This window comes from Shewanella sp. MTB7 (genome assembly GCF_027571385.1).
In the GTDB taxonomy this organism is placed as follows: Bacteria; Pseudomonadota; Gammaproteobacteria; order Enterobacterales; family Shewanellaceae; genus Shewanella.
The window spans coordinates 3,975,016-3,998,242 of record NZ_CP085636.1 but is presented as its reverse complement, the minus strand read 5'-3'; the positions used below and the strand labels follow the sequence as shown (position 1 = coordinate 3,998,242).

The following is a 23,227-nucleotide window of genomic DNA, read 5'->3' as shown; positions in this document are numbered from 1 at the left end:
TGACTAAAAATCCAAAAATAGTGAGTGGTTGGAGCAGTTACACTCGTTTATGGTTTAGCAGATCTTGCTGCTGAAGTAATCTTTTAGTGTATTCATGTTGAGGCGAATTGAACAGATTTTCTGTGGTGGCTTTTTCGACCATTTCGCCTTTATGTAACACCATTATTTTGTCACTGAAGTGTCTAATAATACTGAGGTTATGGGATACAAATATGTAGGAAAGTCCCATCTCTTTTTGCAGTTTGAGTAATAAATTTAAAATTTGAGAACGAACCGAAAGATCGAGTGCCGTTAAGGCCTCATCTGCGATGATTATTTTAGGGTCTAACATTAAAGCGCGGGCAACGGCGACACGCTGTTTCATGCCTTCAGAGATCATATGGGGATAAAACTCAGCATGTTCAGGTAATAACCCCACTTTTCTTAATCTGTCTATGACTTGCGCTTTTCGCGCTCTGACGTCGAGATCAGTATTAAATTTTAACGGCTCATCGAGGAGCTCTCCAATGGTTAACCTTGGATTCAAAGAGGTATTTGGATCCTGAAAAATCATTCGAATTAACTTGCATCTTTGCTTGAGGTTTCTTAACTCAAGTGCTTCTCCTTCAAATAGGATCTCTCCAGTTGTTCTCGTTTCTGCGCCCACCAGAATACGAGCAAGCGTGCTTTTGCCTGAGCCAGCTTCACCGACTATTGCTAATGTTTCGCCTCTGTTTAACACAAATGATACCGGATGCAAAGCTTGATTATAGGTACGTTTGAAGCCCTTGTAACCCGTATCAAAACGTTTACTTAATTCATTAACTTGAAGCAGTGGAGTCGTCATTACATTGCTCTTCATTGTACGGGAAATGGCATGCGAAATAGCGATTTTTTTGGTGACAAAGATTGGGCTTGTTCACACATTTCTTTTGCGCTTCGGGGCATCTTGGACCTAGTCGACAGCCTATGGGAAGATGCTGTAAAGCTGGAGCAGAACCCCGCAAGGTGGGCATTATACTCTTATGGGTCATCTTGCCTGAATAGTTGGGAATATTATCCAATAAGGCTTTGGTGTAAGGATGATAGGGCCGAGCGACTATCTCAGATGTTGGACCTGATTCCATAATCTGGCCACAATACATGACAGATAATTGATCGCACCACATGGATAAGGTCTCTAATTCATGACTGATAAGCAGTATTGATACCCCTTGAAGTTGATTGAGCTTACTCAAAAGTCTGAAAATCTGTGCCTGAGTCTGCACTTCCATGGAGTTTGTCGGTTCGTCAGCAATCAGTAAACGAGGTTGATTGGCAACTGCCATCGCTATCATGACTTTTTGACATTCCCCCTCCGAGAGCTCCCAAGCATAACTCGACATCACTCTTTCGGTGTTTTTTATCCCGACTTTGTGAAGCCATTTCTCAGCAGTCTGTTTTCTCATTTTGGTTCGGCGCCAAAATGGCGTTTTTTTATGTGCTGGCATCGCTTCAATTAACTGCGAACCAACACTGATCACTGGGTCTAAACTACTAGAAGGATCTTGAAATATCATGGATATTTCGCTACCCATTAAATTACGACGTTGCTTTGAACTCATCTCAAGCAAGTTGCGCCCATCCCACATCATGCGATCTGCGGTTATATTCCAGTTATGTCCTGGGATCCCCAAAATCGCACGTGCAAGTAGACTTCTGCCTGAGCCTGACTCTCCTACTAGTCCATGGATTTCAGCGGCATTAATCGTCAGACTGACTCGTTCAAGCGCTTTTACACGGCCGTGGGGAGTGTCGAGTTCTATGGTTAAATTACGAATATCGAGTAAAGGCATAATAGAGTATTAAGACTTAGTTATTGATCGGCGATAGTGCCGATCTCAAGCCGTCACCGACTAAATTAATGGCAAGGACACTACATAAAATAGCAGCACCTGGAATTGTCACTGTCCACGGGGCGGTTAAAATATTATCCACCCCTTGTGAAACCATTGCGCCCCATTCTGGACTCGGTGCTTGGGCGCCTAAGTTTAGGAAACCCAATGCTGCAATATCCAAAATAGCGGCAGAGATCCCTAATGTGGTTTGAATGATAACCGTATCCCAGACATTTGGCATGATGACATACCAAAATATTTGAATTGGACTTGCTCCATCTAACTTGGCGGCTTTGACATACTCTTTTTGAAGTTCTTCATGTACGGCTTGATGTATAGCACGAACAAATTGCGGTGTGAGTGCTATACCAACGGCCCAAAACACATTCTCAAGTCCTGGCCCCATCACTGCGACAACTAAGATGGCCATTAGGAGAGAAGGAATAGAGAGTAAGGCATCGAGAAGATGGCTCAAAATACTCGATTTTAGCCCCTTCATCATGCCTGAAATTGAACCGATTATAAAACCGATCACAAGAGAGGTTAATACTATCCCGAGTGCCACACCAAAGGTGAGGTGCGCGCCATGAAGGAGCCGACTAAAAATATCCCTTCCTAGATCATCTGTACCCAAAAAATGTTCAACTGTCCCCGCGGCATCCCAAGATGGTGCCAATAATAGCGCATGAGGGTCTTGGTGTTCAGCTGAATATGGGGCAATAAAAGGACCAAATACAGCGAGTAATAAAATGCCCACTACGGCCCATAAACCAGCAAAAGCAAATGGGTTGTCAGCAAAGGTGTACCAGATCTTGCGCATTGGCGATGGAATTTCATCTCCCTGATAGATCTTAATTTGAGGCATAGAGTTCTTTCCTACTGAGCGGATTAATGCTGGTGTGTAACACTTCTATCATGATGCTGAGGAAGATGATGATCAAGGCCACTGCGAGAACACCACCTTGGATCACCGTATAGTCACGCTGATATATTCCCGACACGAGCCAGGCTCCCACACCAGGCCAAGCGAAAATGACTTCGACGACCATGGCATAGCTGGCAAAAGCGCCTAACATTAAGCCTAAACTTTTTATCACTGGGATCACTGCGTTTGGCAACGCATGGCGCAACACGATTCGGGAAGTATGCAAACCTCTGGCCTCGGCTGCTTTAATATAGGTCTTATCCATAATCGTCATCATAGCAGTGCGAGTGATCCTAACAACAACCGTGAAAGGTAAAACTGCAAGCGTGATAGCGGGAAGAATAATATGCAATACAGCGTCGACAAATGCCGAAGTACTGTAAGGGGAGGTGGATATTAAGGTGTCTATCAAAACAAAACCTGTGACAGGTTCTATTTCATACAGAAGATTCAGTCGTCCGGAGATGGGTAACCAACCCAGTTCAACCCCGAACCATAGTGATAAAGATAATCCTAGCCAAAATACGGGTATTGAGTAACCGGTTAATGTTATTGCCATTATGGTATGTTGGGTGATCTTATGCCGACTTAACGATGCAATAATACCCAGAGGTAAGCCTAATATTAGCGCCAGAGTCCCTGATACGGTAGCTAATTCAAACGTGGCTGGAAGTACTGATGCCAGTTCGTCGGCGACAGGGCGTTGGGAGGTTGTTGAAATACCAAGGTTGCCACTGAGCCTTTGCTGTAGATAGGCGATAAATTGATTAAATACGCCGCTATCAAGATTATATTCGCTATCTATTTGGGCGATTTGTTGTGCATTAGGTGACTGTATGCCTGTCAGTGCGAATCTTTGTTCAACCGGGAATTGGTTAGTAACGATAAACAAGACAGTAAATAATACTAATGAAGTAGCTAAAAACAGATTAAGTCTGCGTAACAGGTAACTTAACATTATTTTAGATCCTCTTTCGGCCTATTTGGAACCGCGTCTGTTTGCTCGCCTGTGAATGAGATCCCACCGAAGGGGGTTAACTTCATGTCTGTCACCCCCTTACGTTTAAACGCAAGCTTTGTTGCATGAGCGAGTGGGAGCATAGGAAGTTGTGACGCAAAAATGGCTTCTGCTGCTTGATAGAACTTCTTACGCTCCTCTATGTTTGTTGTAGAACGTGCTTGGGCTAAAATCAGATCCAAGTCGTGATGGCACCAACGAGAGCGATTGCTGCTAGAGGTCACCGACGAGCAACTTAAAATAGGGGTAAAGAAATTATCGGGATCACTATTATCTGCTGTCCAGCCTATGAGCACAGAATCATAACTATGCTGGCTTAGTTTTTGGTTAAATACACTCCAGTCATAGCTGACAATATTAACTTTTACGCCAATATTAGCCAGATCGGCTTGAATTAATTCTGCGGTTTTTAGAGCATTTGGGTTGTAAATTCGGGCGACAGGCATCGCCCATATATCGATGGTTAGATTGGTCACGTTTGCTTCTTTAAGAAGACGCTTAGCTTCTTGAGGATCAAAGTTGATAATGGGTTTATTTTCTGAGTATGCCCAAGACATTGGCGGCAGTAACCCCATCGCCTTGACAGCTGTTTTCTGGTAGACGACACGTAAAATATTTTCTCTATCAATGGCATGAGCTAAGGCTCTTCTTACTCTCACATCATCAAAAGGTGGTTTTTGAGTATTAAAGGCCCAAAAAGCGACGTTAAAGCCCGGTTGCGAGTCTATGACTAACTCATCATGGGCTAAGACAACGGCTAACTCTCCCGCTTTGGGAAGTGCTGAAACGCTGCAGTCTCCGGTGATAAGTTTTGCTAATCTAGAGGTACTTTTAGGGGTGATATCAAAAACCAGCATCTCTGATTTTGGCAAGGTGCGCCAATATTGCTCATGTCTGTGGTAACGAATATATTCATTCTTCACATATTTTCTGAGTTGAAATGGACCAGTACCAATCGGTAGCCTATCAATTTTGTCTTTTTCATCGCGCTTTGCTAGTACCTGTGCATATTCCGCAGATAAAATAACGCCAAAACCAGAGGCTAAGTTCGAGAGAAATGAGGCATCACGGCTGTTAAGATGGAAAGCGACCTGATTGTCTGAAATCTTTTCAATGAGATTGACTTGCTTGTCGAAACCGATACTTTGGAAGAAAGGATAACCTGTCTTTGAAACGAAATGATAAGGGTGGTTTATATCAATGATTCGATTGAAAGAAAAAAGTACATCATCGGCATTAAACGCTCTGCTTGGAGTGAAATCTCTCGATTGGTGAAAGCTCACACCTTTTCGTAAAGTAAATGTATAGGTAAGTTCATCCTCACTAATATGCCATTTAGTGGCGAGGGAAGGGATAATCTGACCTGATTTGGCATCGTAGTCGACCAGTCCATTGTAAATCTGGTGTGATGTCGCATCGACTGTGGTTCCGGAGGTTACTAACTGAGGGTTAAAAGATTCCGGGTTTCCTTCTGAGCAATAGACCAAACCAGGAGGCACTCGTTGGGGACCACATCCCATTGCGATGATACCCAGGCAAGTGACCGTGGCGTATCGAGATAGACGCTTTATCAGCATTCTCATTAAATATTCATTTATTCTGGACTTAGGAAACCATTTTAACAGTGCAGCCAACAGATGAGCAATGTGCTTATAGTATAAAAACACCTCATGCCTTATCCAGCAGGTTATATTTCTTTAATATTCCTCGTAGTTGGTGATAACTCAGGCCTAACAGCTCAGCTGTTTTCTTTTGATTATATTGACCAGCCTCTAACGCTTGCTTGAGTAAGGTGATCTCAAGCCCTTCACAATGTTCTTTAAAATCGAGGGGGAATTGAGGAGGTAATGAAGAGGAGCAGGCTTGAGCAGGTTCGGTATTAGCTCCAGTTTGTACACTGTTAGCTTCAATCTTGGTCTGTGATTGTTGCCGCTCTATGGTTTTAATTCTAGTGGTTGGACGGTATGGAGATGCGAATGGATCAAGAATAATGTTTTCAATGGCCGTTTCAGTTTCAGCATTACGATAGACACTTCGTTCAACGACATTTTTTAGTTCACGTATATTTCCCGGCCAAGGGTAATCCATGAGTTGTTGCATTGCTGAATAACTGAAGCCTTCAAACAATTGCATTTTTAACTGTCTGGCCATGCCTATTGCAAAGTATTCAGCCAGTGGCTTTATATCCTCTTTGCGATGCCGTAGTGGTGGTAAGGTGATCACATCGAAGGCTAGACGATCGAGTAGGTCGGCACGGAACTCACCAGCTTCGGCTAAAGAAGGCAGATCTTCATTGGCTGCACAGATGAGTCTGACATCTGTCCGTACTGTTTTACTGCCACCGACACGCTCAAATTCACCGTACTCAATCACTCTAAGTAGCTTCTCTTGGATCAAGCCGGAGGTGTTGGCGAGTTCATCGAGAAAAAGTGTACCACCATTAGCACGTTCGAAGCGGCCTTCATGTTTCTTACTCGCACCAGTAAATGCACCTGCATCATGGCCAAAGAGTTCACTTTCGAGTAAGTTCTCACTTAACGAGGAACAGTTGAGTTTAATAAAACTCTGATCCCAACGTTTAGATAAGAAGTGCAGTCGTTCTGCGATAAGTTCTTTACCTGTTCCTCTCTCCCCTATAATAAGCACTGGCTTAGACAGAGGGGCAATTTGAGAAACATGCTCTAGCACTTCTAATAGTGCATTGGATTGACCGATAAGATTATCTTGCTGAAATTGATTTGGCACAGTAAGTTTTAGTCTTTAACGCTAATAGTTGGTGAAAATTATAATAATCCCCTCTGTTAATAAAAGAAAGAAAAAGTTAATATATTGGTTAAGTCATTGTATTGTGTTGGTTATGTAAAGTTGGCATAGAAAGTGGATTAAACTCTACGACACTAACATTAATTTTGAGGATAGTATTATGGGAATTTTCTCTCGCTTTGCAGATATCATTAATTCAAATATCAGTTCATTACTTGATAAGGCTGAAGACCCTGAAAAAATGGTACGTCTGATCATCCAAGAGATGGAAGATACTTTGGTCGAGGTTCGTTCGACTTCAGCTAAAGTACTCGCTGAGAAAAAAGAACTACTTCGTCGTATCGTTAAGGTGCAGGAGCAAGTTCAAGATTGGCAGAGTAAAGCTGAGTTAGCATTATCGAAAGATCGTGAAGATTTGGCCAAAGCGGCGCTAATCGAAAAGCAAAAAGCCACTGAGCTTGCTACAACATTATCGCAAGAGCTAGTGGTTGTAGAGGAGCAGATAGCCCGTCTTAAAGAGGAAGTTAATCTGTTACAAGATAAGTTGGCTGATGCTAAAGCTCGCCAAAAAACCATCATTATGCGCAAGCAGACTGCAAGTTCACGTCTAGAAGTAAAGAAGCAGTTAGATTCGAGCAAAATTGATAATGCGATGAGCAAGTTTGAGCAATATGAGCGTCGTGTTGAAGGTTTAGAATCTCAGGTTGATGCCTATGACTTGGGTAACCAGAAAACTCTGAAGGATGAGTTTGCAGCGTTAGAAGCTGAAGATTCAATATCAGCTGAACTTGAAGCATTGAAAGCAAAGCTGAATGCTGATAAAGCGAAGGCAAAAACTAAAACCACAACAAAATAGTAACCATTCAGAGGTGAGCTAAGAACATGGAAATTTTAATAGCCCCAATTATTATTTTTCTGATAATCGTGGCCCCTATATGGCTGATACTTCACTACCGCAGTAAGCGTCAAGTGAGCCAGGGCCTTACTGAAGAAGAGTATACACAACTAAATGAGTTAATTACCAGAGCCGATAAAATGGCGCAACGTATCGATACATTGGAAGCGATTTTAGACACTGAAACCCCGCAATGGAGGACACGTGATGAGTAACCATTACTTGGTTATGACATCATTACAAGTCCCATTCATTGAAACGCAAGCTAAATTGGAGGAATTGAGATGAGTAAAGCAAATGGCCGTACCTTATATCGTATCCCCCAGTCAGGTAAAATTGCTGGTGTCTGTGCAGGAATAGCCGATTACTTTAATTTTGAACCTTGGCTGGTGCGTGTTGCTGCGGCATCTATCTTTCTTTTAGGCGGTGGCGGACCCGTACTATTTATCTACATCTTATTGTGGGTTATATTGGATGCCAAGCCAGGTACTGAAAAGTCGGATGCTAAAGCACATAAAGATATCGAAATTAAGAAGAAAGTTTGGCAAGCGGGAGAGTCTGCTAAGATGGCGCTTCGTGATGTCAGTGAAAAATTTAGCGGCCTTGAGGAAAGACTGCAAAAGCTGGAACGACATGTCACATCTGATAACTTCGATCTTAAACAAGAGATAAATAATCTTTAATCACTCCAATGGGCGGACACTCCGCCCAGATAACTTTTAAGCGCAGTCTATGAGTCGTATTAACCGCTCTTTCTCTAAGTTAAGTAAACAAGTCTCTCAAACCACTAAAGCACTTGCCCATAGAACCTCGGACAGACATATTCGTTTGGCTGTCACCGGGCTTTCTGGCGCAGGGAAAACGGCTTTTATTACCGGGCTTGTGGATCAACTACTCAATTCAGGTCTGACAGGGGAAAACAATAAACTACCTTTGTGGCAGGTGAGTCGTGAAGATCGTTTATACGGTGTTAAGCGGGATCTACAACCAGATTTAACGGTAGCCAGTTTTGATTACGAACAAGCAATGAAGGCATTACGATCTTCTCCGCCCCAATGGCCGGCCTCAACCCGTAGTATTAGTGAACTTAGACTCGCTATCCGTTATCAACCCCAAAAGGGAATATTGGCAAAATTCACCGATAACGCGACCTTGTATCTGGATATTGTTGATTACCCCGGTGAATGGTTACTCGATCTGCCGATGTTAAAACAGTCTTATCGGCAGTGGTCGATGACACAAAGCCAGCGCGAACAAATACTAACACGTTCGAGTTGTTATCCCGCTTTTGCTGAGGCTTTAGCCGCACTCGATCTCAGTGCCAAAGCTGATGAAGCTGAATTAAAGCAACTGGCAGGACTATATCAGCAGGTACTTTTAGATAGTGTTAATAATCATGGATTTTATTATGCTCAACCAGGACGAATGCTACTGCCTGGTGAACTAGTTGATGCACCTGTGCTGGCATTTTTTCCGCTATTTGGAAAAACGGATGAGGTGTTAGCCGCATATGAGCAAGGTGATGTGAGTACAGCATACCATGTGCTGACAACCCGCTTTAATGAATATAAATCTAAGGTGATCACCCCTTTTTATAAAGAATATTTTGCTAAATTTGATCGTCAAATTTTATTAGTCGACTGTTTTACGCCACTCAATCGAGGTAAAGCGCAATTTGATGATATGACTCAAGCCTTGAATGGGATCATGGAAAGTTTTAAGTTTGGTCAGTCGAACCTGTTAAAGCGTTTGTTTTCTCCAAGGATCGATAAGCTTTTATTTGCTGCCAGTAAGGTGGATCATGTCACCCGAGATCAACAGGGCAATGTACTTTCATTGTTGACCCAATTGGTAAAACAGAGCCAGAAACAAGCAAAGTTTGAAGGGTGTGACGTTGAAGTCATGGCTATAAGCGCCATTAAAGCGACCCAACATGCCATGGTCAAGTCGGGAAATGCTGAGATTGAAGTGGTGCACGGTCGTGAATTGTTAACAGGTCAGTCTGTGACCGTCTATCCAGGAGAAGTGCCTAAAAACCTGCCTAAAGGTGAGTTTTGGGATTCACAAGGGTTTGATTTTGTACAGTTTGCTCCTCCTGTTATCGAGACTGAAACAGAAGGGGCCGACTTCAGTCATATCCGCTTGGATCACCTTCTACAGTATATTTTGGGCGATAAACTAACGTAAGCAGTTAAAGTAAGTCGCTAAAGTCAGCTGAACTCGTGTTCTGCTGACGTAATCTTGAGAGTACAAATGGAAGATCATAACCGTTTAAAAAAATCACAGCGTTTTGAAACGACTCCGGACGTGGTAGAGATCCCATTGCGTGGTGCTCAGCATTTTGAAGAAGATGAATTGCGGTTTATTCCAGAGACCTGCAGTGTTCACCAAGACAGTGATGATGAGATCGCGGATGTTATTCAGTCTCAAATAGGCTTGATGAAACATAAAACTAAACGCAAGAAATCTTGGTCTTTACTCGCTAAACTTTCTTTATTTGGCTTAGGTTTATTGTTGATTACCGAGACTTTTCTGGGTCTTAAAAATGCTTGGATTGAAAGCCCTTGGCTATTTGGCTTGTACGCTAGTGTCATGATCGTACTGGCATTATGGGCTACTGGTATCGGTGTCAGTGAGTGGCGCAAACTTGTTAGGCTAAAGTCTGTGGAGGAGAGCCAGCAGATCGGTGACCGATTGTCACAAAGTGTGCAATCAGGTGAAGCTGATAGATTTATCAATAAGATCATTGATAAGTTACCCCGTGATATCTCACTCGAGACCTATTTATCCACAATAAGGGATGAGCATAATGATGCTGAAAAGCTTATTTTGTTTGATGAGTTAGTCTTGGCAGAAAGAGACGTAAAAGCTAAAAAAATGGTGCGTGGCTTTGCAATGGAATCTGCATTACTGTTAGCAGCAAGTCCACTGGCAGTACTGGATATGGCCATTATTTTATGGCGCAATCAACGTATGATTTATAACATCGCCGATTGCTATGGCATTGAGCTAGGATATTGGAGCCGCATCAAGCTGATCCGAGGCGTTATTGTCAATATCATCTATGCTGGGGCCAGTGAGGTAGCAACGGATCTTGGCACTCAGCTACTTTCAGTTGAGATGACAGGAAAGTTGTCAGCTAGGTTGGGACAGGGACTCGGTGGAGGTCTGCTAACGGCAAGGTTAGGCTATCAAGCGATGGCACTTTGTCGGCCAATCTCATTTAAAGAGGGCACAAAACCTAAGCTTGGTGGTATCCATAATGAGTTGTTATTAGAACTGAAGGAGTTTTCATCAGCAATAATGACTAAAGGGGCTGTTCGTAACAAAGATTTTACAAACCGAGATTGATTAATTTTTCAGTTTGGTTTACTCCGATGGCAATAAAGGTTCAAGGTTAGTTATTCATTCACATCAATTATATAACTAACCGCGAATGATTGACCTCGGAGAGATTTATGCAAGACAAATGGAAGTTAGCTACAAAAGTTATCCATGCTGGGCATATCAGATGTCACTCTGGTGCACTGGTATCTCCTCTGTGCCAGAGCGCCACATTTGTATTTGATACTGCCGAACAAGGGGGAAAGAGGTTTGCAGGTGAGCAACCTGGTTATATATATACCCGCCTAGGTAATCCGACGACGGCTGAATTTGAACGTAAGATGGCCGAGTTGGAGGGCGCTGAAGCCGCTGCAGCAACCGGTTCGGGTATGGCAGCAGTATCATCAGCCTTGTTAGCTAATTTGCAGCAAGGCGACCATTTAGTGGCTTCAAAGGCAGTTTATGGCTGCACCTTTTCGTTAATGACGTCACAATTTTTACGCTTTGGTATCGAGGTTACATTAGTCGACTTTAATGATCTGTCAGCGATATGTGATGCGATTAAGCCAACAACCAAAGTCCTGTTCTGTGAGACTCCCGTTAATCCCCACCTTGATGTGTTCGACTTAGATGCTATTGCAGCCATAGCGAAAGCAAACAATTTGTTCAGTATTGTTGATAATACCTTTATGACTCCGCTGCTTCAGCAGCCGTTAACACACGGAATCGATCTGGTTGTTCACAGCGCCACTAAATATCTCAATGGTCATGGCGATGTTATCGCAGGGGTTATTTGCGGCAGTAATGAGCAGATAGAAAAGATTAAATATGAAACACTTAAAGATTTAGGTGGTGTTTTATCTCCCCATGACGCCTGGTTGATTTTACGTGGATTGAAAACCTTAGATGTCAGGTTAGAACGTCATTGTGATAATGCTGAGCGTGTGGCTCAGTTTCTCTTGAACCATGAAAAGATCACTAAGGTTTACTACCCGGGCTTAGAAGGACACAGTGGTTACCGTTTACTCGGCACACAGATGAAAAGAGCAGGAGGAGTGATCGCGTTTGAACTTGAGGGAGGAATGGCACAGTCACTCGCTTTCATCAATAGTTTAACCCTTTTTTCGATTGCCGTAAGTCTGGGTGATGCTGAATCCCTTATTCAACATCCAGCTTCAATGACGCACTCAACTTACTCTGAGGAAGAGAGGGAGCTTGCGGGGATTAGTGAGAACCTGCTACGTATATCGGTAGGGTTAGAGGCTGTCGACGATCTGATTATTGATTTAGACAAAGCCTTAAGCTTGGTGTAACGAGCTATTATTTTGAAGTTAAAGCCGCGCCCTAAGGCGCGGTTTCTTTTTCAGGATTAAAAAGTCCAGAATGTATGGGCGATGATATACAGTACAATCATGCTGATGAAGTTAATGATCACGCCAGCCCGCATCATCTCTGACTGTTTGATATAGCCAGAACCATAAACAATGGCATTCGGTGGCGTAGCAACCGGAAGCATAAAAGCGCAGGATGCAGCGATACCAATTAATACAGATAGCATTACAGGTGACAGACCTAAGGCTTCGGCGATAGCAGCAAAAACCGGAATTAAGAGGGCTGCGCTGGCGGTATTACTGGCGAACTCAGTTAACAAGACGACAAAGCAAATAACCGCAAAAGTGAACAAGGCCATATGAGAGTTACCAAAGATATCGGTGACCCAATGAGCTAAGAAGACACTGGTGCCAGTCTCTTTTAAGATAGCACTTAAGGTTAAGCCGCCGCCAAATAAGATCAAAACTCCCCAATCCGTTGTGCTCTCAATTTTTTTCCACTTTACCAGTCCTAGACCAGCAAGCAAGACGACAGATCCTAACGCTACGATAGTATCAAATTGCGCGATCCCCCCCAGAGCTTGTGAAAGTGGTCTACTGAAAATCCAACAACATACGGTAGCAAAGAAGATCAACAAGGTTAATTTTCCTTGAAAATTAAGTTTTGTTTCTGTGTGAGTTAACTCACACACGACACTTAAATCAGGTTTAAAATACAGGTAAAGCGCGATTAACATGCTAGGTAGCATAACGGCGACAGTGGGTATGCCAAACACTAACCAGTCACTGAAGCTCAGGCCAACTTGTGCGGCAGCAATGGCATTGGGTGGACTGCCTACAAGTGTGCCTATTCCGCCAATATTAGCTGAGTAAGCGATGCCCAACAAAACAAACAGATAGGTGCTCTTATGTTTTGTAAAGTCGAGTTGGTGCAGTATGCCTAAAGCCAGTGGTAGCATCATCGCAGCCGTAGCTGTATTACTTATCCACATTGAAAGCAGTGCGGTAGTGCCAAACAAAAATAGACAGGCAAGACTGAGTTTTCCCTTTGAGGCTGTTAACACCTTTTGGGCGATTAATTTATCAATCCCTTGATGATTCAGCGCCGCAGCAAGTACAAAACCACCAAAAAAGAGATAGATAATTGGATTAGCAAAATTGCTCATTGCTGTTTTAGTTTCAAAAACACCTAAAGTTACGGCGAGAATAGGCACTAAGATGGCGGTAATACTGATGTGTATGGCTTCTGTGAGCCAAAGAATCGCGATAAAGATCAGCACAGAAAAGCCGGTATTGATACCTTGATCGAACGGGAGGAAATTATAGAGAAGAAAAAAGAGTATGATATTAGAGAGTAGAATAAGCTGTTTTTTTCTATGTGTATTATCAGATGTAGGGGTTACTAATGTACCTTCAGTTTGTTCTATCGACATTTGTCAGTCCTTTAATCATTTTTATTATTAGCCTTGTCACATTAGCTGAATGCCCCCTATCAACAAAATATTTATTAGAGTCGCTAAATGACTAAAATCTAAGGTGGAAGTGTGATCGAGTGCTAATAAATGCTCATTCCGTGACTAGAGCGTAAAAATCTGATCCTAATAAGATCTTATTAAACTTCAAAGTTGACCAACTCGACCTGTTTGTTGATAAAAATGAAATTGTCTCAAAGTGTGGCAACGTGATCCATGTCGATGTTTTGATTGTAAGTTGGTATCGCCGCTCAAATATTGGCGCGATTTGAGACTCTGGTCTACATTTGTAGCTGAGCCAAGGAACAATGGATTAACGGTTACATACAAATGGACTAAATAAAGGAGTTACACTATGAAATATCATGTCATTATCGGTTTATTATTAACAGTACTTTTCTCTATGAGTGCACAAGCGGGTCAGAAGCAAGAAGAGGTCACAAAAACTGTTGAGAATTCAACAACGCAACTTAATCAACAAGTAGTCAGTGTTAATATCAATACGGCCAGTGTGTCAGATCTGGTTCGTTTAAAAGGGATTGGTAAGTCGAAAGCAAAAGCGATAGTTGAATTCCGAGAAGTGAATGGCGAATTTAAAGCCATTAATGAGCTCGAGTTAGTTAAAGGCATTGGTGCTAAGTTAGTTGAGAAAAACAAGTCTGTGATTGTTTTGTAGTCTAGCCAAACTGTTAAACGGCAGAAATTAGATGATTTTGATTATAGAATCAGCAGTTGATCATTATCTTACGCTAAGTGTCGTTTAAGGGCTTGATTGCGGGGCGAGGTTAGTGGATAATGCTCGGCGTTCGAGAGGAGAAATCCTAACGAAAGCAATGGTGACCTTAGGGTCCCCCCGCAATGATAACTTGTGAACTCGGCCAGACCCGGAAGGGAGCAACCGCAGCAGGCGACTCATGTGCCGGGGTGTGGCTCTAGGGGAACCTCCAAAATCCTCCTAGTACACCATTTCTTAGCTCAATTTAAATCAAAATCAGCTCAAGTGATACACTTTGTGGCGCAGTTATAAGCTAGATACCTTCTGATTTATTCCCTAATTTATATACTCATTTTACGATTCTTTAAGTTGGATCCATTAGGCAGCTTTGTTATCTGGTTAGCTTGCTAAGAAGCATAGCCTTAGATGTATTAATTGCTTGCAGCATGCCTAATGTGTAAATACCTCTGCGGGACGCTGTGAAGCCATCCTTGGCCGCTCTGCGGTTTCATCCTTGAAACCGAAGCCCACAGCCGCATTCACACCTGATTGTTTATCTCTTCGATTGAAGTTTTTGGTTGTAGCTCATTTCTGGAAAAAGTTTGCTGGCTTGCCTGATAGCAAGTTTCAAATATTTTCTGAATTGGGCTCATTTAGCTAAATTCGTATTTGGTTATTGCCAGATAGGCATAGCTTCGTTGGTATCTATTGCTTGCAGCATGCCTTATGTGTAAATACTTCTATGACACGGCGCAAGTATATCCCTATAGCCTCTACGACAGCGTCCATGCTGTCAAAGGTCATAGCCGCATTCACACCTTATTATTTATCTCTTCGATTTAGGTTATGTACGACAAAGTCCCTTGGTGATCACATCAGAGATTGAGTGATTCTAGGAAGGTTTTGGACATAAACGGCTTAGTGCTTAGGCTCTAAACTTTAAGATAGTCATTACTAATGACTATCTTAAGAAAGCGGGTTTATGTTCACTAAGAGATGGATGGATAGCAGTTCACTCTCGAAACAAAAAGCTAACCAGAAAGCTTAGTTAGGCGTTCTAAATGAACCGCCCTCGACTCTGGCATCCTGCTTCACTCTTCCTCCTAAATCCATTTAGTCGTGTGCGGAGCCGCATGCAAGGTGGGGAGTGGAGGCTAGACATCTCCAGCTACCCGATTAGCTTTTTTTAGCTACGCAACCAACAAAAACTTCATCTTTAAGTACTTCTTCAATGTTAAGCTTCATTACTTCATTTAAAGTGCCAAAAGGGTTAGCAAATTTGGCGGTGTTTTTCTCGATTTTATGTGTTTCATTATAACAATCACTACCATCCGATTTTTTCATGACGTAGTTAACTTCTAATGTCCAGTCGATGCTAAATCCAAGATCATCAATTAAAAACTCGATTATATTTCCTGTAAGTTGGTTCTCAGATTCTTTGACCTTAAGCCCAACAAACCTAGACTCGGTAAACAGTGCTGTTTCAAAATACTCATCAACATTTTTTTCCAACAAAACCGAACCCATTGCAGTATTTCTTATTTGATTAGGTTTTATTTTTTTATTATTCTCTGCAGGTAAGTATTTAAAATCACCGACTTTAACTTCTCCTTCCACAGTCATTGTGCTACTAGGTGCGTAGTTAAGGACGATAGGTGCACTTGAGCACCCTGATATAACTAACGCAACTACAACTGCATTTAATGTTCTGATTTTCATATTCCACTTCCTAGATTATGACCAACGGTTGATTAAAAATGTGTAAAAGCTAACGTCTTAATATTTGTGCGTTGCGCGGTTTCCAAACCTATTATCTACATTCACATGTTTCTAAGCACCTGATGCTACTTAGTATTATATTAACTCACAAGTATAAACGCGCACAATTTCATCAAATGTTGACTGGGAATATGACCAAAATCAATATGCATACACTTTAGAAAAGATAGGACAAGCATAACTTATAGACTAAGCGAACCCCTTTCTCATTAGCTTTTCTAAAGCCAAGCTTTGTTCGGCCAACTTGCCTCTTGAGCTGCAAAACACGTTTTGGGGCAGAAGTTTATTGGGGGGGAAATTGGAAAATCCGTTACTCAGAGATTTATTATCTTCCAAACCTTTTTGTGTAACAGCGTTTACAGATTTCCTGCTCATTCCCATTAATCTTATGAGAAAAAGATGAGAAAAAGATAGGACAGCCACATCTTTTGTCTATTCAGTGATCTCAACTAAGCTTTAAGTTATCTTGCTTTAGTTTCCTATGAGGTAGCTTCTATGACTTCAGCTCGCCGGCTCTTAATTGATGCAGAAACAACGCCATTTTATCATGTAATTAATCGTTGTGTTAGAATGGCTTACCTCTGCGGTGAAGATAAACTGACGGGAAAGAGTTTTGAGCATCGACGTGGTTGGATTGTCGATAAAATCAAAGCGCTTTCTACCATATTTTGTATTGATATATGTGCTTATGCGGTGATGAGCAATCACTATCATTTAGTGCTCAAGATTGACTTGAATGAAGCTAATGCCTTAAGTCATCGAGGTGTGATTAGTCGCTGGCAGCAGTTATTCCACGGTAATGAAGTGGCTTCTAAATACATGAAAGGTGAAGGACTTATTGAGGGGGAGCTGATACTGCTGGATGGACTTATCGCAGAGTGGCAGGAACGCTTATCTAGTATTAGTTGCCCTTGATTTAATGAAGAGGTGTGCTGTCTCAATGAGGAGGTTGCACGAAAAGCTAATCGTGAAGATGAGTGTAAAGGTGCTTTCTGGGAGGGACGTTTCAAGTCACAAGCTCTGCTCGATGAACAAGCAGTCCTTGCATGTATGATGTATGTGGATTTAAACCCTATCAGAGCGGGTATTGCAGACTCGCTGCAAGACTCTGATTTTACTTCGGTTCAAGAGCGTATTGGCGAGCTAAATGTAGAGTTTAGCGTGGTGCGAGATACTCAAGCAAAATCTATAACAACAGCAGATGATAAAGCAGAATCCATCACTGTAATGCCATTAAAACCCCTTGCTGAATTTGATGGTGCAACTCACCAGGCAACACAATCCGGTATTCCATTTCACTTTTCTGATTACCTACAACTCATTGATTGGACAGGTAGAGCTATTAGACATGATAAGAAAGGCTTTATTGGTTCAAGCCGTCCCAAACTACTTTGTGAGCTTGGTATTTCATCTGATGCTTGGTTAACCTCAACCCAAGAGTTTCGTCGTCAATACAGTGGGATTAGCGGTCGTTGGGATGCAATGTGTGAATTTAAGAGGAAGAACCAAAGCGGAAAATGGTGCAAAGGCAAGGCATCTAGCAAAGCAATTCATCCATCACCCTAAAATGACGAGAAGCCAAATGCTGCAGCAGGTTACAAGACTCCCCGTTGGAAATTGCCGAAGTATAGAGTTTCAAATTGCGTAAAGCTCGCATGGATGCGAGCTTAGCTTTCGAGGTGCAGGATGTATCATTGGAAGCGTTAGTGAATTTGAAATGGAATACGAGGAAGACAGTTTCGTCGGGGTTGCAAGGGGAGATGCAAGGCGAATAGTTACTTCTGGTAACTGAGTTTATGAGCGAGAGACTAGAGAAACAAAGGGCTTGTAGCTAATTACGCTATTCTGGATCGATACGCACTACTAGAAGGCTAAATCGAAGAGATTGATAAGCGGGTGTAGGTGCGGCTGTGACCGTCCGTGACATGGATGTCACGGCCGAGACTATAGGGATATACTCGTGTCGTGTCACAGAAGTATCTGCACATAAGCACGCTGTAAGCGATAGATAACAATGAAAGTTCGGCCTTCAAACACCCCACCCAATACCAGCTCAGCCTAAAGCCAAACCAGAAAATGTAACCCTGTTCAAAGTAGATTTACCTCCATCTTTACCTCCGTGTACTCCGTGGTGAGAGTATCTTTTGCTTTTTCTTTAAAATAGCTCAAAACAAAAAAGTTAGCGATGAGGAGGGAAGTTGCGGATGATAAGCGGAAAGGTGGGCGCTTTACGTTGCCATTGGGGCAAACAAATAACAAAGAGCCCATTGTTGCTATCAAAGTGACAATCGATGGGCTCGTCTGTTTATTCTTCGTCTTTTTTAAGGTTCGCCTTGAGGAATGCGCGGGATTTTTCTAGGGCGACTTGGATCTCTGTTTTCATCTGTTCGAGTTCGGCATAGTCTTCAAAAAAGTGGGTGTCGACTAAGTGACGAACATACCTTACGGGAAGTTGGTTGAGCGTGACACAACATAGATCTGAGAGAAATTCTTCGGGTAGCTCATCGAATAAACCTTCATCTGAAATGAGTTCCATTAACAACACTTCGTAATAGTTTCGAATCTCTAGTTGCATAGTATGCTCCCTGGTATTGGTGTTCCATTGCTGCTTTCTATGGGGTGACATCATGTCAGAATTTAGTGTGCTACCAAAATTGCTTTTCGGCAATAAGAAATATGCATAACACGTCTATCCTAATTCTAGTGCCTGTTAGGGATAATTTCCCCTAGTTAAGCTTAAATACTATTTTACAGGGGACTTTTAATGTACAGCAAGAGAGAGTACTGCTCATGAGCTTGTATAAAGCGTAACATGCCGGCTAGAGTTGCCGGCATTTGAGGTGTTATTTTATCGTATTTTTACTTTAAAGTTGTTGAATGGCCCAACTCATAAATTCTTTTCTTGTTTTATGATCGGCATGTAACCACCAATATTGAAGCATCTGTTCTGCGTGACCAGCATCTTGCTTACCTGTCATCGAATCTATTGGTGCTGGTTTACTAATGGGGGCAGTGATTGAAGCGGCAGCTGTTGTTGTGGTTGTGACAGCGAGCCCAGCTCCAGTTGCAGTACTCGACAAACTTGCCACATCTTGACCGCTTCCACCACCGAATATACTTTTTACAAATGAGTCTTCGGTAAAATCAGTTTGCTTAACGCTGTAATCGACGACGCCAGAATCATGACGAGTGATCACAACCTTAGGTGATTTAGCAAAAGACTTAGGGTTTCTAATCACACCATCAGCCGCTTTTAGGCTGTACTCATGATCACCATCTACCGTTAACGTAACGATAAAAGGGGATGATTTGATAAAGCTTTCGCCGTCACTGAAGTCATCCTGGACCATGTCATGGTAACGAATAGCTATTTTATGGACACCATTATCTAACTCAATGTCTGCTTTATGGTTAAATAAACTCGACCCGACTTCTGTTCCATCCACTGCTAGATACTCGAATGCCATTGGGATATTCAGGTTCGCAGCTAGCGCTGTGGAGGAACCAAGCAGAGCGATGATGGCGGTGACTGGCATAACTGATTTCATTGTAGCTCCTTAACGATTAAAACTTCTGAACGTATGTGTTTGAGGACGTTCAAACGCCTGAATACGTTCTTCTATATAGCTAATAGCCTGTCGACATTTACCTAAACGTCGATGGACAAGAAGGATCTCATTTTGCATCTTAATTTTGTCATTACTATGACAGTATTCGAGTTCAGATTGTAAATTTTGAATTTTCTGTTCAAATGCTGTTACCCAGTTTAAGTGCTTGTTTAACTCATCATAGAGCTGATGACTGTTTTGCATGACGCCTGCCGCTATCCAGTCAAAACCACTGTTATTGTGCGACTGACGCCGACGCTGCTGGGCTTTAGCAATACGTATCTGTTTCTGCTGCTCTGCGGATTTAACATCTAAAGATGTCGTTGCTAGGGCACGCTTTACTGCGGTAAACCTATCTTGAATACGTTCACAGCTTAATAGAATCGTATTAAGTGACATATTAGCTTTAATCAGTTTTTCTAACTGCTGAATGCTCTTATCAATTTGGCCAATACAAGGGGTTAACTCAGCGCCTGTTTGTATAAATAGGCTATCGTTAAAGCGTTCAGTATCTTGCATTAAGCGTCTCTGCCCTTTGGGAAGTTTCGCATCATGTTGAAGCACTTCTTGCTCTAACTGCTTATGTTGGATTCGTAATCGTTTGAGTAATTCACTTGTTGTCACCAGGCACTCCAAGCTAATTTAATCGCAATAAGAAGGACAATAACAATAAATACAGGCCGAATAAATTGGGCTCCGAATTTTATTGCTGAGCGTGCGCCAATGTATGAGCCTAACATCATACATACTCCCATGGATAAGCCTAAAATCACGTTAACTTGACCTAGTGCAAAAAAGATCACTAATGAGGTGAGGTTACTGACAAAGGTCATCGCACGCGCTAACCCGCAGCTATATAAGAGGGGTTGATGATAATAATTTGTGCTGGTGATTGTCCAGAAAGCGCCGGTGCCAGGACCTGCAAAGCCATCATAAAAGCCCAATGGGAAAGCCAGTAACCATTGTTTCAAACGGGTTGCGGGTTTTCTAAGAGGCGCATACTCTTTACAACCCATCGCATTAGGTTTGACTAAGGTATAGAGAGCAATGGCAATAATGATTAGGGGTAGTGCTTTTTCAAGCCACTGTTTGTCTATGTAATGGACTAAAAATGTCCCTGTTATCGCGCCTAAAAATGTGGCAATAAAAGTGTGGTACCAAAGCTTAGGTGAGAAAAGATTTTGCTGATAGTAGGTTAAGGCGGCCATCGATGAGCCAAAACAAGCGGCAAGCTTATTAGTGCCTAACGCTAAGTGCGGAGAGATTCCTAATGTGAGTAAGGCCGGAATTGAGAGCAATCCACCACCACCGGCAACAGCATCAATAAATCCTGCAATTAACCCTATGCCAGCAAGAATGGCCCAAGTAGTGGGCTCTAGCAGTAGATCCAAAGGTATTCCTACTCTATCACACGGCGAAAAGGAGGGAGAGCATCGAGTAATGACTTCCCATATCTTTTACTAACAAGTCTTCTATCTAAAATGGTTATACGGCCATAATCTTGCTCTTTACGCAGTAATCTACCACAGCTTTGTATCAATTTACGTGATGCGTCTGGAATTGTCAGTTGCAGAAAAGGGTTACCCCCTTTAATCTTTATATATTCTGCATGAGCTTGCTCAACAGGTGAGGTTGGTACTGCAAAAGGAAGCTTAGTAATAATCAAGTTGGTTAAGTAATCTCCTGGGAGATCGAGTCCCTCGGAGAAACTGCCGGTGCCAAAAATAATACTTGGTTCGTTGTTATCACATCTCTGCTTATGTTTAGTGAGTATATCTTGTCTTGAAGCGGTACCTTGGATCTGCAGACCTGTTTTAATCTTATTTTCAACGAGGTCAAATACTTTTTCCATCTGCCAATATGATGCAAATAGCACTAAGGTCGCTTGTTCACCATCGACTAAGGTAATGATCTGCTCAGCTAACTCTTCAGTATATTTATCATCAGTTGGTTCAGTTTTCATTTTTGGCAGATACAGTGTTGCATTTTGTTCGAAATCGAAGGGAGAATCTAACGCTAAAAAGCGACTACCATCGTTTACCGATAAGCCAACTTGTCGAGTAAAGTGATCAAAATTATTTAACGATCTTAATGTGGCGCTACACAAAACGACGCCAGCGGCTTTCTCCCAAAGCAGCTTTTCAAGCATAAAACCAACTTCAATAGGAGATGCATTGAACAGGTAATCTAGTTGTTTTCCTGTGAGTAACTCTATCCAGCGGGCCATAGGTGCACCCTTAGCATTATCAACCTTGGCCATCATCTTCCACAGCTTTTGCAGGTTTTCAAGTCGTTGTAACATAAAGCCTGTTTCTGATAAAAGCTGTTCAGCTTGGTGCTTGGGAATTTCACCATCTTTTATCGCTTCAGCCAATAAGGTTTGCATCTTATTAAACTGTTTTAGTGCTTTGTTTGATGTTGTGGCGAGGTTTTCAGCTTGGCTTAATAGCCCATCAGGTAGTTTGCCGTGCTCAAAGCGGAAACGGTTTTCTGGATTATCGAATCGCGCAGTTTGAGTATCACAGTAGTGTGCGATAAGGTTCAATTGACCCGTTAAATCAGTGATGTGATCATGCATCGTCTGTACTGGCGCAATAATGTGATTACTCTTTATTTGAGACTGTAGTTTGCTACTGGTCTTGTCTATTTTTTCCAGCCAGTCGATAGCCCCTCTCAACGTTGATTGAGCACTGGAGAAGTCCCTAGCGACTTGGGGCAAGTGATGGGCTTCATCGATGATATAATAGAGATCCTCAGGATCTGGCAGTATCACTCCTCCACCCAACTCAAGATCGGCAAAAAGCAAACTGTGGTTGGCAATAAGCACATCCCAGGTGTCGATATCTTCACGGGCTTTATGGAAAGGACAGTTTCTATGACTGGCGAGCTGTTTATGACAACTGTGCTTATCACAGGCGATTTGTTGCCAAATGTGGTCAGGGAGTTGTTCTGTTAAGGTGTCACGTTCACCGTTCCACTTACCTTCATGGTATTGCTTAAACAAAGCTTGTAATTGTGCTATTTGACTCGTGTCTGGTTTTGTTTGCCACATCGCCATCTGGGTGCCATCGTCGGCGCCTATCAGCATCTGCAGCTTTGAAAGGCAGACATACCTTTGACGACCTTTGACTAAACCAAAAGTAAAATTCAACTCAGATTGTGCAAGGAAAAAGGGCAGATCTTTGTGCAGCAACTGTTCCTGTAGCGCAACCGTTGCCGTGGCTATGCAGACCTTTTTCTTATTGGCAAGCGCTAAAGGTATCGCGCCCAATAAATAGGCTAATGACTTACCAATTCCGGTGCCAGCTTCTACGACGATGATTCTTCTTTGCTTGTCGTATTCGCCTGCCAGTGTTTTTGATATTTCGGCGACGATATAGTTTTGCTCACGTCTAGAACGAAAGTTTGGTAAGGCTGCAGCAATATCTTTATATATTGAACGGATCTGTGTTTTAACGTCTGCGGATAGCATGAATATACAAGCAAGAAAATAATGCTGTATATAATAACAGTTAATATGTAGAGGTAAAGGTAATCGTGT

General features: G+C 42.4%; 20 protein-coding genes, 1 other RNA gene and 1 pseudogene. 9 read left to right on the top strand and 13 right to left on the bottom strand.

The window, feature by feature from the left end:
- Positions 1 to 37 precede the first annotated feature (37 nt).
- From HWQ47_RS17320 to pspF, 6 genes are all read right to left on the bottom strand, one after another.
- Positions 38 to 826 (bottom strand): peptide ABC transporter ATP-binding protein, encoded by a 789-nt coding sequence (locus HWQ47_RS17320; RefSeq protein ID WP_269967312.1) that lies wholly within the window; start codon positions 824 to 826, stop codon positions 38 to 40.
- Positions 801 to 1,814, bottom strand: a complete 1,014-nt coding sequence (locus tag HWQ47_RS17315; RefSeq protein WP_269967311.1) for a peptide ABC transporter ATP-binding protein — start codon at positions 1,812 to 1,814, stop codon at positions 801 to 803. The genes HWQ47_RS17320 and HWQ47_RS17315 overlap by 26 nt, the downstream gene beginning before the upstream one ends.
- A gap of 16 nt (positions 1,815 to 1,830) precedes the next feature.
- Positions 1,831 to 2,721, bottom strand: coding sequence for an ABC transporter permease subunit (locus tag HWQ47_RS17310; RefSeq protein ID WP_269967310.1), 891 nt, complete (start codon positions 2,719 to 2,721; stop codon positions 1,831 to 1,833).
- A complete protein-coding gene (locus HWQ47_RS17305; RefSeq protein WP_269967309.1) occupies positions 2,708 to 3,739 on the bottom strand; it encodes an ABC transporter permease in 1,032 nt (343 codons plus the stop codon). The genes HWQ47_RS17310 and HWQ47_RS17305 overlap by 14 nt, the downstream gene beginning before the upstream one ends.
- On the bottom strand, positions 3,739 to 5,382 hold the full coding sequence (locus HWQ47_RS17300; protein ID WP_269967308.1) for an ABC transporter substrate-binding protein: 1,644 nt from the start codon (positions 5,380 to 5,382) through the stop codon (positions 3,739 to 3,741). Before HWQ47_RS17300 ends, HWQ47_RS17305 begins: the two co-directional genes overlap by 1 nt.
- A gap of 85 nt (positions 5,383 to 5,467) precedes the next feature.
- Entirely contained in the window at positions 5,468 to 6,544 is a 1,077-nt protein-coding gene (gene pspF / locus HWQ47_RS17295; protein WP_269967307.1) for a phage shock protein operon transcriptional activator, read from the bottom strand.
- Between the two features lie 178 nt (positions 6,545 to 6,722).
- On the opposite strand from pspF, the gene pspA reads away from it, so the two are divergent.
- The 6 genes from pspA (at position 6,723) to HWQ47_RS17265 (ending at position 12,094) form a co-directional block, all read left to right on the top strand.
- Positions 6,723 to 7,418 (top strand): phage shock protein PspA, encoded by a 696-nt coding sequence (pspA, locus tag HWQ47_RS17290; protein ID WP_269967306.1) that lies wholly within the window; start codon positions 6,723 to 6,725, stop codon positions 7,416 to 7,418.
- Between the two features lie 26 nt (positions 7,419 to 7,444).
- Positions 7,445 to 7,672 (top strand): envelope stress response membrane protein PspB, encoded by a 228-nt coding sequence (gene pspB, locus HWQ47_RS17285; protein WP_269967305.1) that lies wholly within the window; start codon positions 7,445 to 7,447, stop codon positions 7,670 to 7,672.
- 69 nt (positions 7,673 to 7,741) lie between these two features.
- A complete protein-coding gene (gene pspC, locus HWQ47_RS17280) occupies positions 7,742 to 8,140 on the top strand; it encodes an envelope stress response membrane protein PspC (protein WP_269967304.1) in 399 nt (132 codons plus the stop codon).
- A gap of 49 nt (positions 8,141 to 8,189) precedes the next feature.
- Positions 8,190 to 9,644 carry a YcjX family protein gene (locus HWQ47_RS17275; RefSeq protein ID WP_269967303.1) on the top strand — a complete coding sequence of 485 codons (1,455 nt, stop codon included), beginning with the start codon at positions 8,190 to 8,192 and terminating at the stop codon, positions 9,642 to 9,644.
- Positions 9,645 to 9,710: 66 nt separating this feature from the next.
- Positions 9,711 to 10,808, top strand: coding sequence for a TIGR01620 family protein (locus HWQ47_RS17270; RefSeq protein ID WP_269967302.1), 1,098 nt, complete (start codon positions 9,711 to 9,713; stop codon positions 10,806 to 10,808).
- Positions 10,809 to 10,915: 107 nt separating this feature from the next.
- Entirely contained in the window at positions 10,916 to 12,094 is a 1,179-nt protein-coding gene (locus tag HWQ47_RS17265; protein WP_269967301.1) for a trans-sulfuration enzyme family protein, read from the top strand.
- Positions 12,095 to 12,150: 56 nt separating this feature from the next.
- On the opposite strand, the gene HWQ47_RS17260 is transcribed toward HWQ47_RS17265, so the two are convergent.
- Positions 12,151 to 13,545 (bottom strand): SLC13 family permease, encoded by a 1,395-nt coding sequence (locus HWQ47_RS17260; RefSeq protein WP_269967300.1) that lies wholly within the window; start codon positions 13,543 to 13,545, stop codon positions 12,151 to 12,153.
- 394 nt (positions 13,546 to 13,939) lie between these two features.
- Here HWQ47_RS17260 and HWQ47_RS17255 point away from each other — a divergent pair, with 394 nt between their 5' ends.
- Both HWQ47_RS17255 and ffs read left to right on the top strand, forming a co-directional pair.
- Positions 13,940 to 14,260, top strand: a complete 321-nt coding sequence (locus HWQ47_RS17255; RefSeq protein ID WP_269967299.1) for a ComEA family DNA-binding protein — start codon at positions 13,940 to 13,942, stop codon at positions 14,258 to 14,260.
- Between the two features lie 166 nt (positions 14,261 to 14,426).
- Positions 14,427 to 14,523: signal recognition particle sRNA small type (gene ffs, locus HWQ47_RS17250), an RNA gene on the top strand.
- A 952-nt stretch (positions 14,524 to 15,475) separates the two neighbouring features.
- Here ffs and HWQ47_RS17245 read toward each other — a convergent pair.
- Positions 15,476 to 16,018: a hypothetical protein gene (locus HWQ47_RS17245; RefSeq protein ID WP_269967298.1), complete on the bottom strand. Its 543-nt coding sequence runs from the start codon at positions 16,016 to 16,018 to the stop codon at positions 15,476 to 15,478.
- A 555-nt stretch (positions 16,019 to 16,573) separates the two neighbouring features.
- Here HWQ47_RS17245 and HWQ47_RS17240 point away from each other — a divergent pair.
- Positions 16,574 to 17,644, top strand: a pseudogene (locus tag HWQ47_RS17240) (transposase).
- 739 nt (positions 17,645 to 18,383) lie between these two features.
- Here the strand turns inward: HWQ47_RS17240 and HWQ47_RS17235 are convergent.
- The 5 genes from HWQ47_RS17235 to dinG form a co-directional block, all read right to left on the bottom strand.
- Complete coding sequence (locus HWQ47_RS17235; protein ID WP_269967297.1) at positions 18,384 to 18,653, bottom strand: late competence development ComFB family protein; 270 nt, start codon at positions 18,651 to 18,653, stop codon at positions 18,384 to 18,386.
- A gap of 289 nt (positions 18,654 to 18,942) precedes the next feature.
- A complete protein-coding gene (locus HWQ47_RS17230) occupies positions 18,943 to 19,626 on the bottom strand; it encodes a DUF2057 domain-containing protein (RefSeq protein WP_269967296.1) in 684 nt (227 codons plus the stop codon).
- Positions 19,627 to 19,635: 9 nt separating this feature from the next.
- On the bottom strand, positions 19,636 to 20,310 hold the full coding sequence (locus HWQ47_RS17225; RefSeq protein WP_269967295.1) for a primosomal replication protein: 675 nt from the start codon (positions 20,308 to 20,310) through the stop codon (positions 19,636 to 19,638).
- On the bottom strand, positions 20,307 to 21,077 hold the full coding sequence (locus HWQ47_RS17220; RefSeq protein ID WP_269967294.1) for a sulfite exporter TauE/SafE family protein: 771 nt from the start codon (positions 21,075 to 21,077) through the stop codon (positions 20,307 to 20,309). Before HWQ47_RS17220 ends, HWQ47_RS17225 begins: the two co-directional genes overlap by 4 nt.
- A gap of 8 nt (positions 21,078 to 21,085) precedes the next feature.
- Positions 21,086 to 23,158 (bottom strand): ATP-dependent DNA helicase DinG, encoded by a 2,073-nt coding sequence (gene dinG / locus HWQ47_RS17215; protein ID WP_269967293.1) that lies wholly within the window; start codon positions 23,156 to 23,158, stop codon positions 21,086 to 21,088.
- Between the last annotated feature and the right edge of the window lie 69 nt (positions 23,159 to 23,227).

What these genes read in the sequence shown, in the direction of transcription:
- HWQ47_RS17320 (WP_269967312.1), bottom strand. Translation starts at nt 826, where the DNA reads ATGACGACTCCACTGCTTCAAGTTAATGAATTAAGTAAACGTTTTGAT.
- HWQ47_RS17315 (WP_269967311.1), bottom strand. Translation starts at nt 1,814, where the DNA reads ATGCCTTTACTCGATATTCGTAATTTAACCATAGAACTCGACACTCCC.
- HWQ47_RS17310 (WP_269967310.1), bottom strand. Translation starts at nt 2,721, where the DNA reads ATGCCTCAAATTAAGATCTATCAGGGAGATGAAATTCCATCGCCAATG.
- HWQ47_RS17305 (WP_269967309.1), bottom strand. Translation starts at nt 3,739, where the DNA reads ATGTTAAGTTACCTGTTACGCAGACTTAATCTGTTTTTAGCTACTTCA.
- HWQ47_RS17300 (WP_269967308.1), bottom strand. Translation starts at nt 5,382, where the DNA reads ATGAGAATGCTGATAAAGCGTCTATCTCGATACGCCACGGTCACTTGC.
- pspA (WP_269967306.1), top strand. Translation starts at nt 6,723, where the DNA reads ATGGGAATTTTCTCTCGCTTTGCAGATATCATTAATTCAAATATCAGT.
- pspB (WP_269967305.1), top strand. Translation starts at nt 7,445, where the DNA reads ATGGAAATTTTAATAGCCCCAATTATTATTTTTCTGATAATCGTGGCC.
- pspC (WP_269967304.1), top strand. Translation starts at nt 7,742, where the DNA reads ATGAGTAAAGCAAATGGCCGTACCTTATATCGTATCCCCCAGTCAGGT.
- HWQ47_RS17275 (WP_269967303.1), top strand. Translation starts at nt 8,190, where the DNA reads ATGAGTCGTATTAACCGCTCTTTCTCTAAGTTAAGTAAACAAGTCTCT.
- HWQ47_RS17270 (WP_269967302.1), top strand. Translation starts at nt 9,711, where the DNA reads ATGGAAGATCATAACCGTTTAAAAAAATCACAGCGTTTTGAAACGACT.
- HWQ47_RS17265 (WP_269967301.1), top strand. Translation starts at nt 10,916, where the DNA reads ATGCAAGACAAATGGAAGTTAGCTACAAAAGTTATCCATGCTGGGCAT.
- HWQ47_RS17260 (WP_269967300.1), bottom strand. Translation starts at nt 13,545, where the DNA reads ATGTCGATAGAACAAACTGAAGGTACATTAGTAACCCCTACATCTGAT.
- HWQ47_RS17255 (WP_269967299.1), top strand. Translation starts at nt 13,940, where the DNA reads ATGAAATATCATGTCATTATCGGTTTATTATTAACAGTACTTTTCTCT.
- HWQ47_RS17245 (WP_269967298.1), bottom strand. Translation starts at nt 16,018, where the DNA reads ATGAAAATCAGAACATTAAATGCAGTTGTAGTTGCGTTAGTTATATCA.
- HWQ47_RS17235 (WP_269967297.1), bottom strand. Translation starts at nt 18,653, where the DNA reads ATGCAACTAGAGATTCGAAACTATTACGAAGTGTTGTTAATGGAACTC.
- HWQ47_RS17230 (WP_269967296.1), bottom strand. Translation starts at nt 19,626, where the DNA reads ATGAAATCAGTTATGCCAGTCACCGCCATCATCGCTCTGCTTGGTTCC.
- dinG (WP_269967293.1), bottom strand. Translation starts at nt 23,158, where the DNA reads ATGCTATCCGCAGACGTTAAAACACAGATCCGTTCAATATATAAAGAT.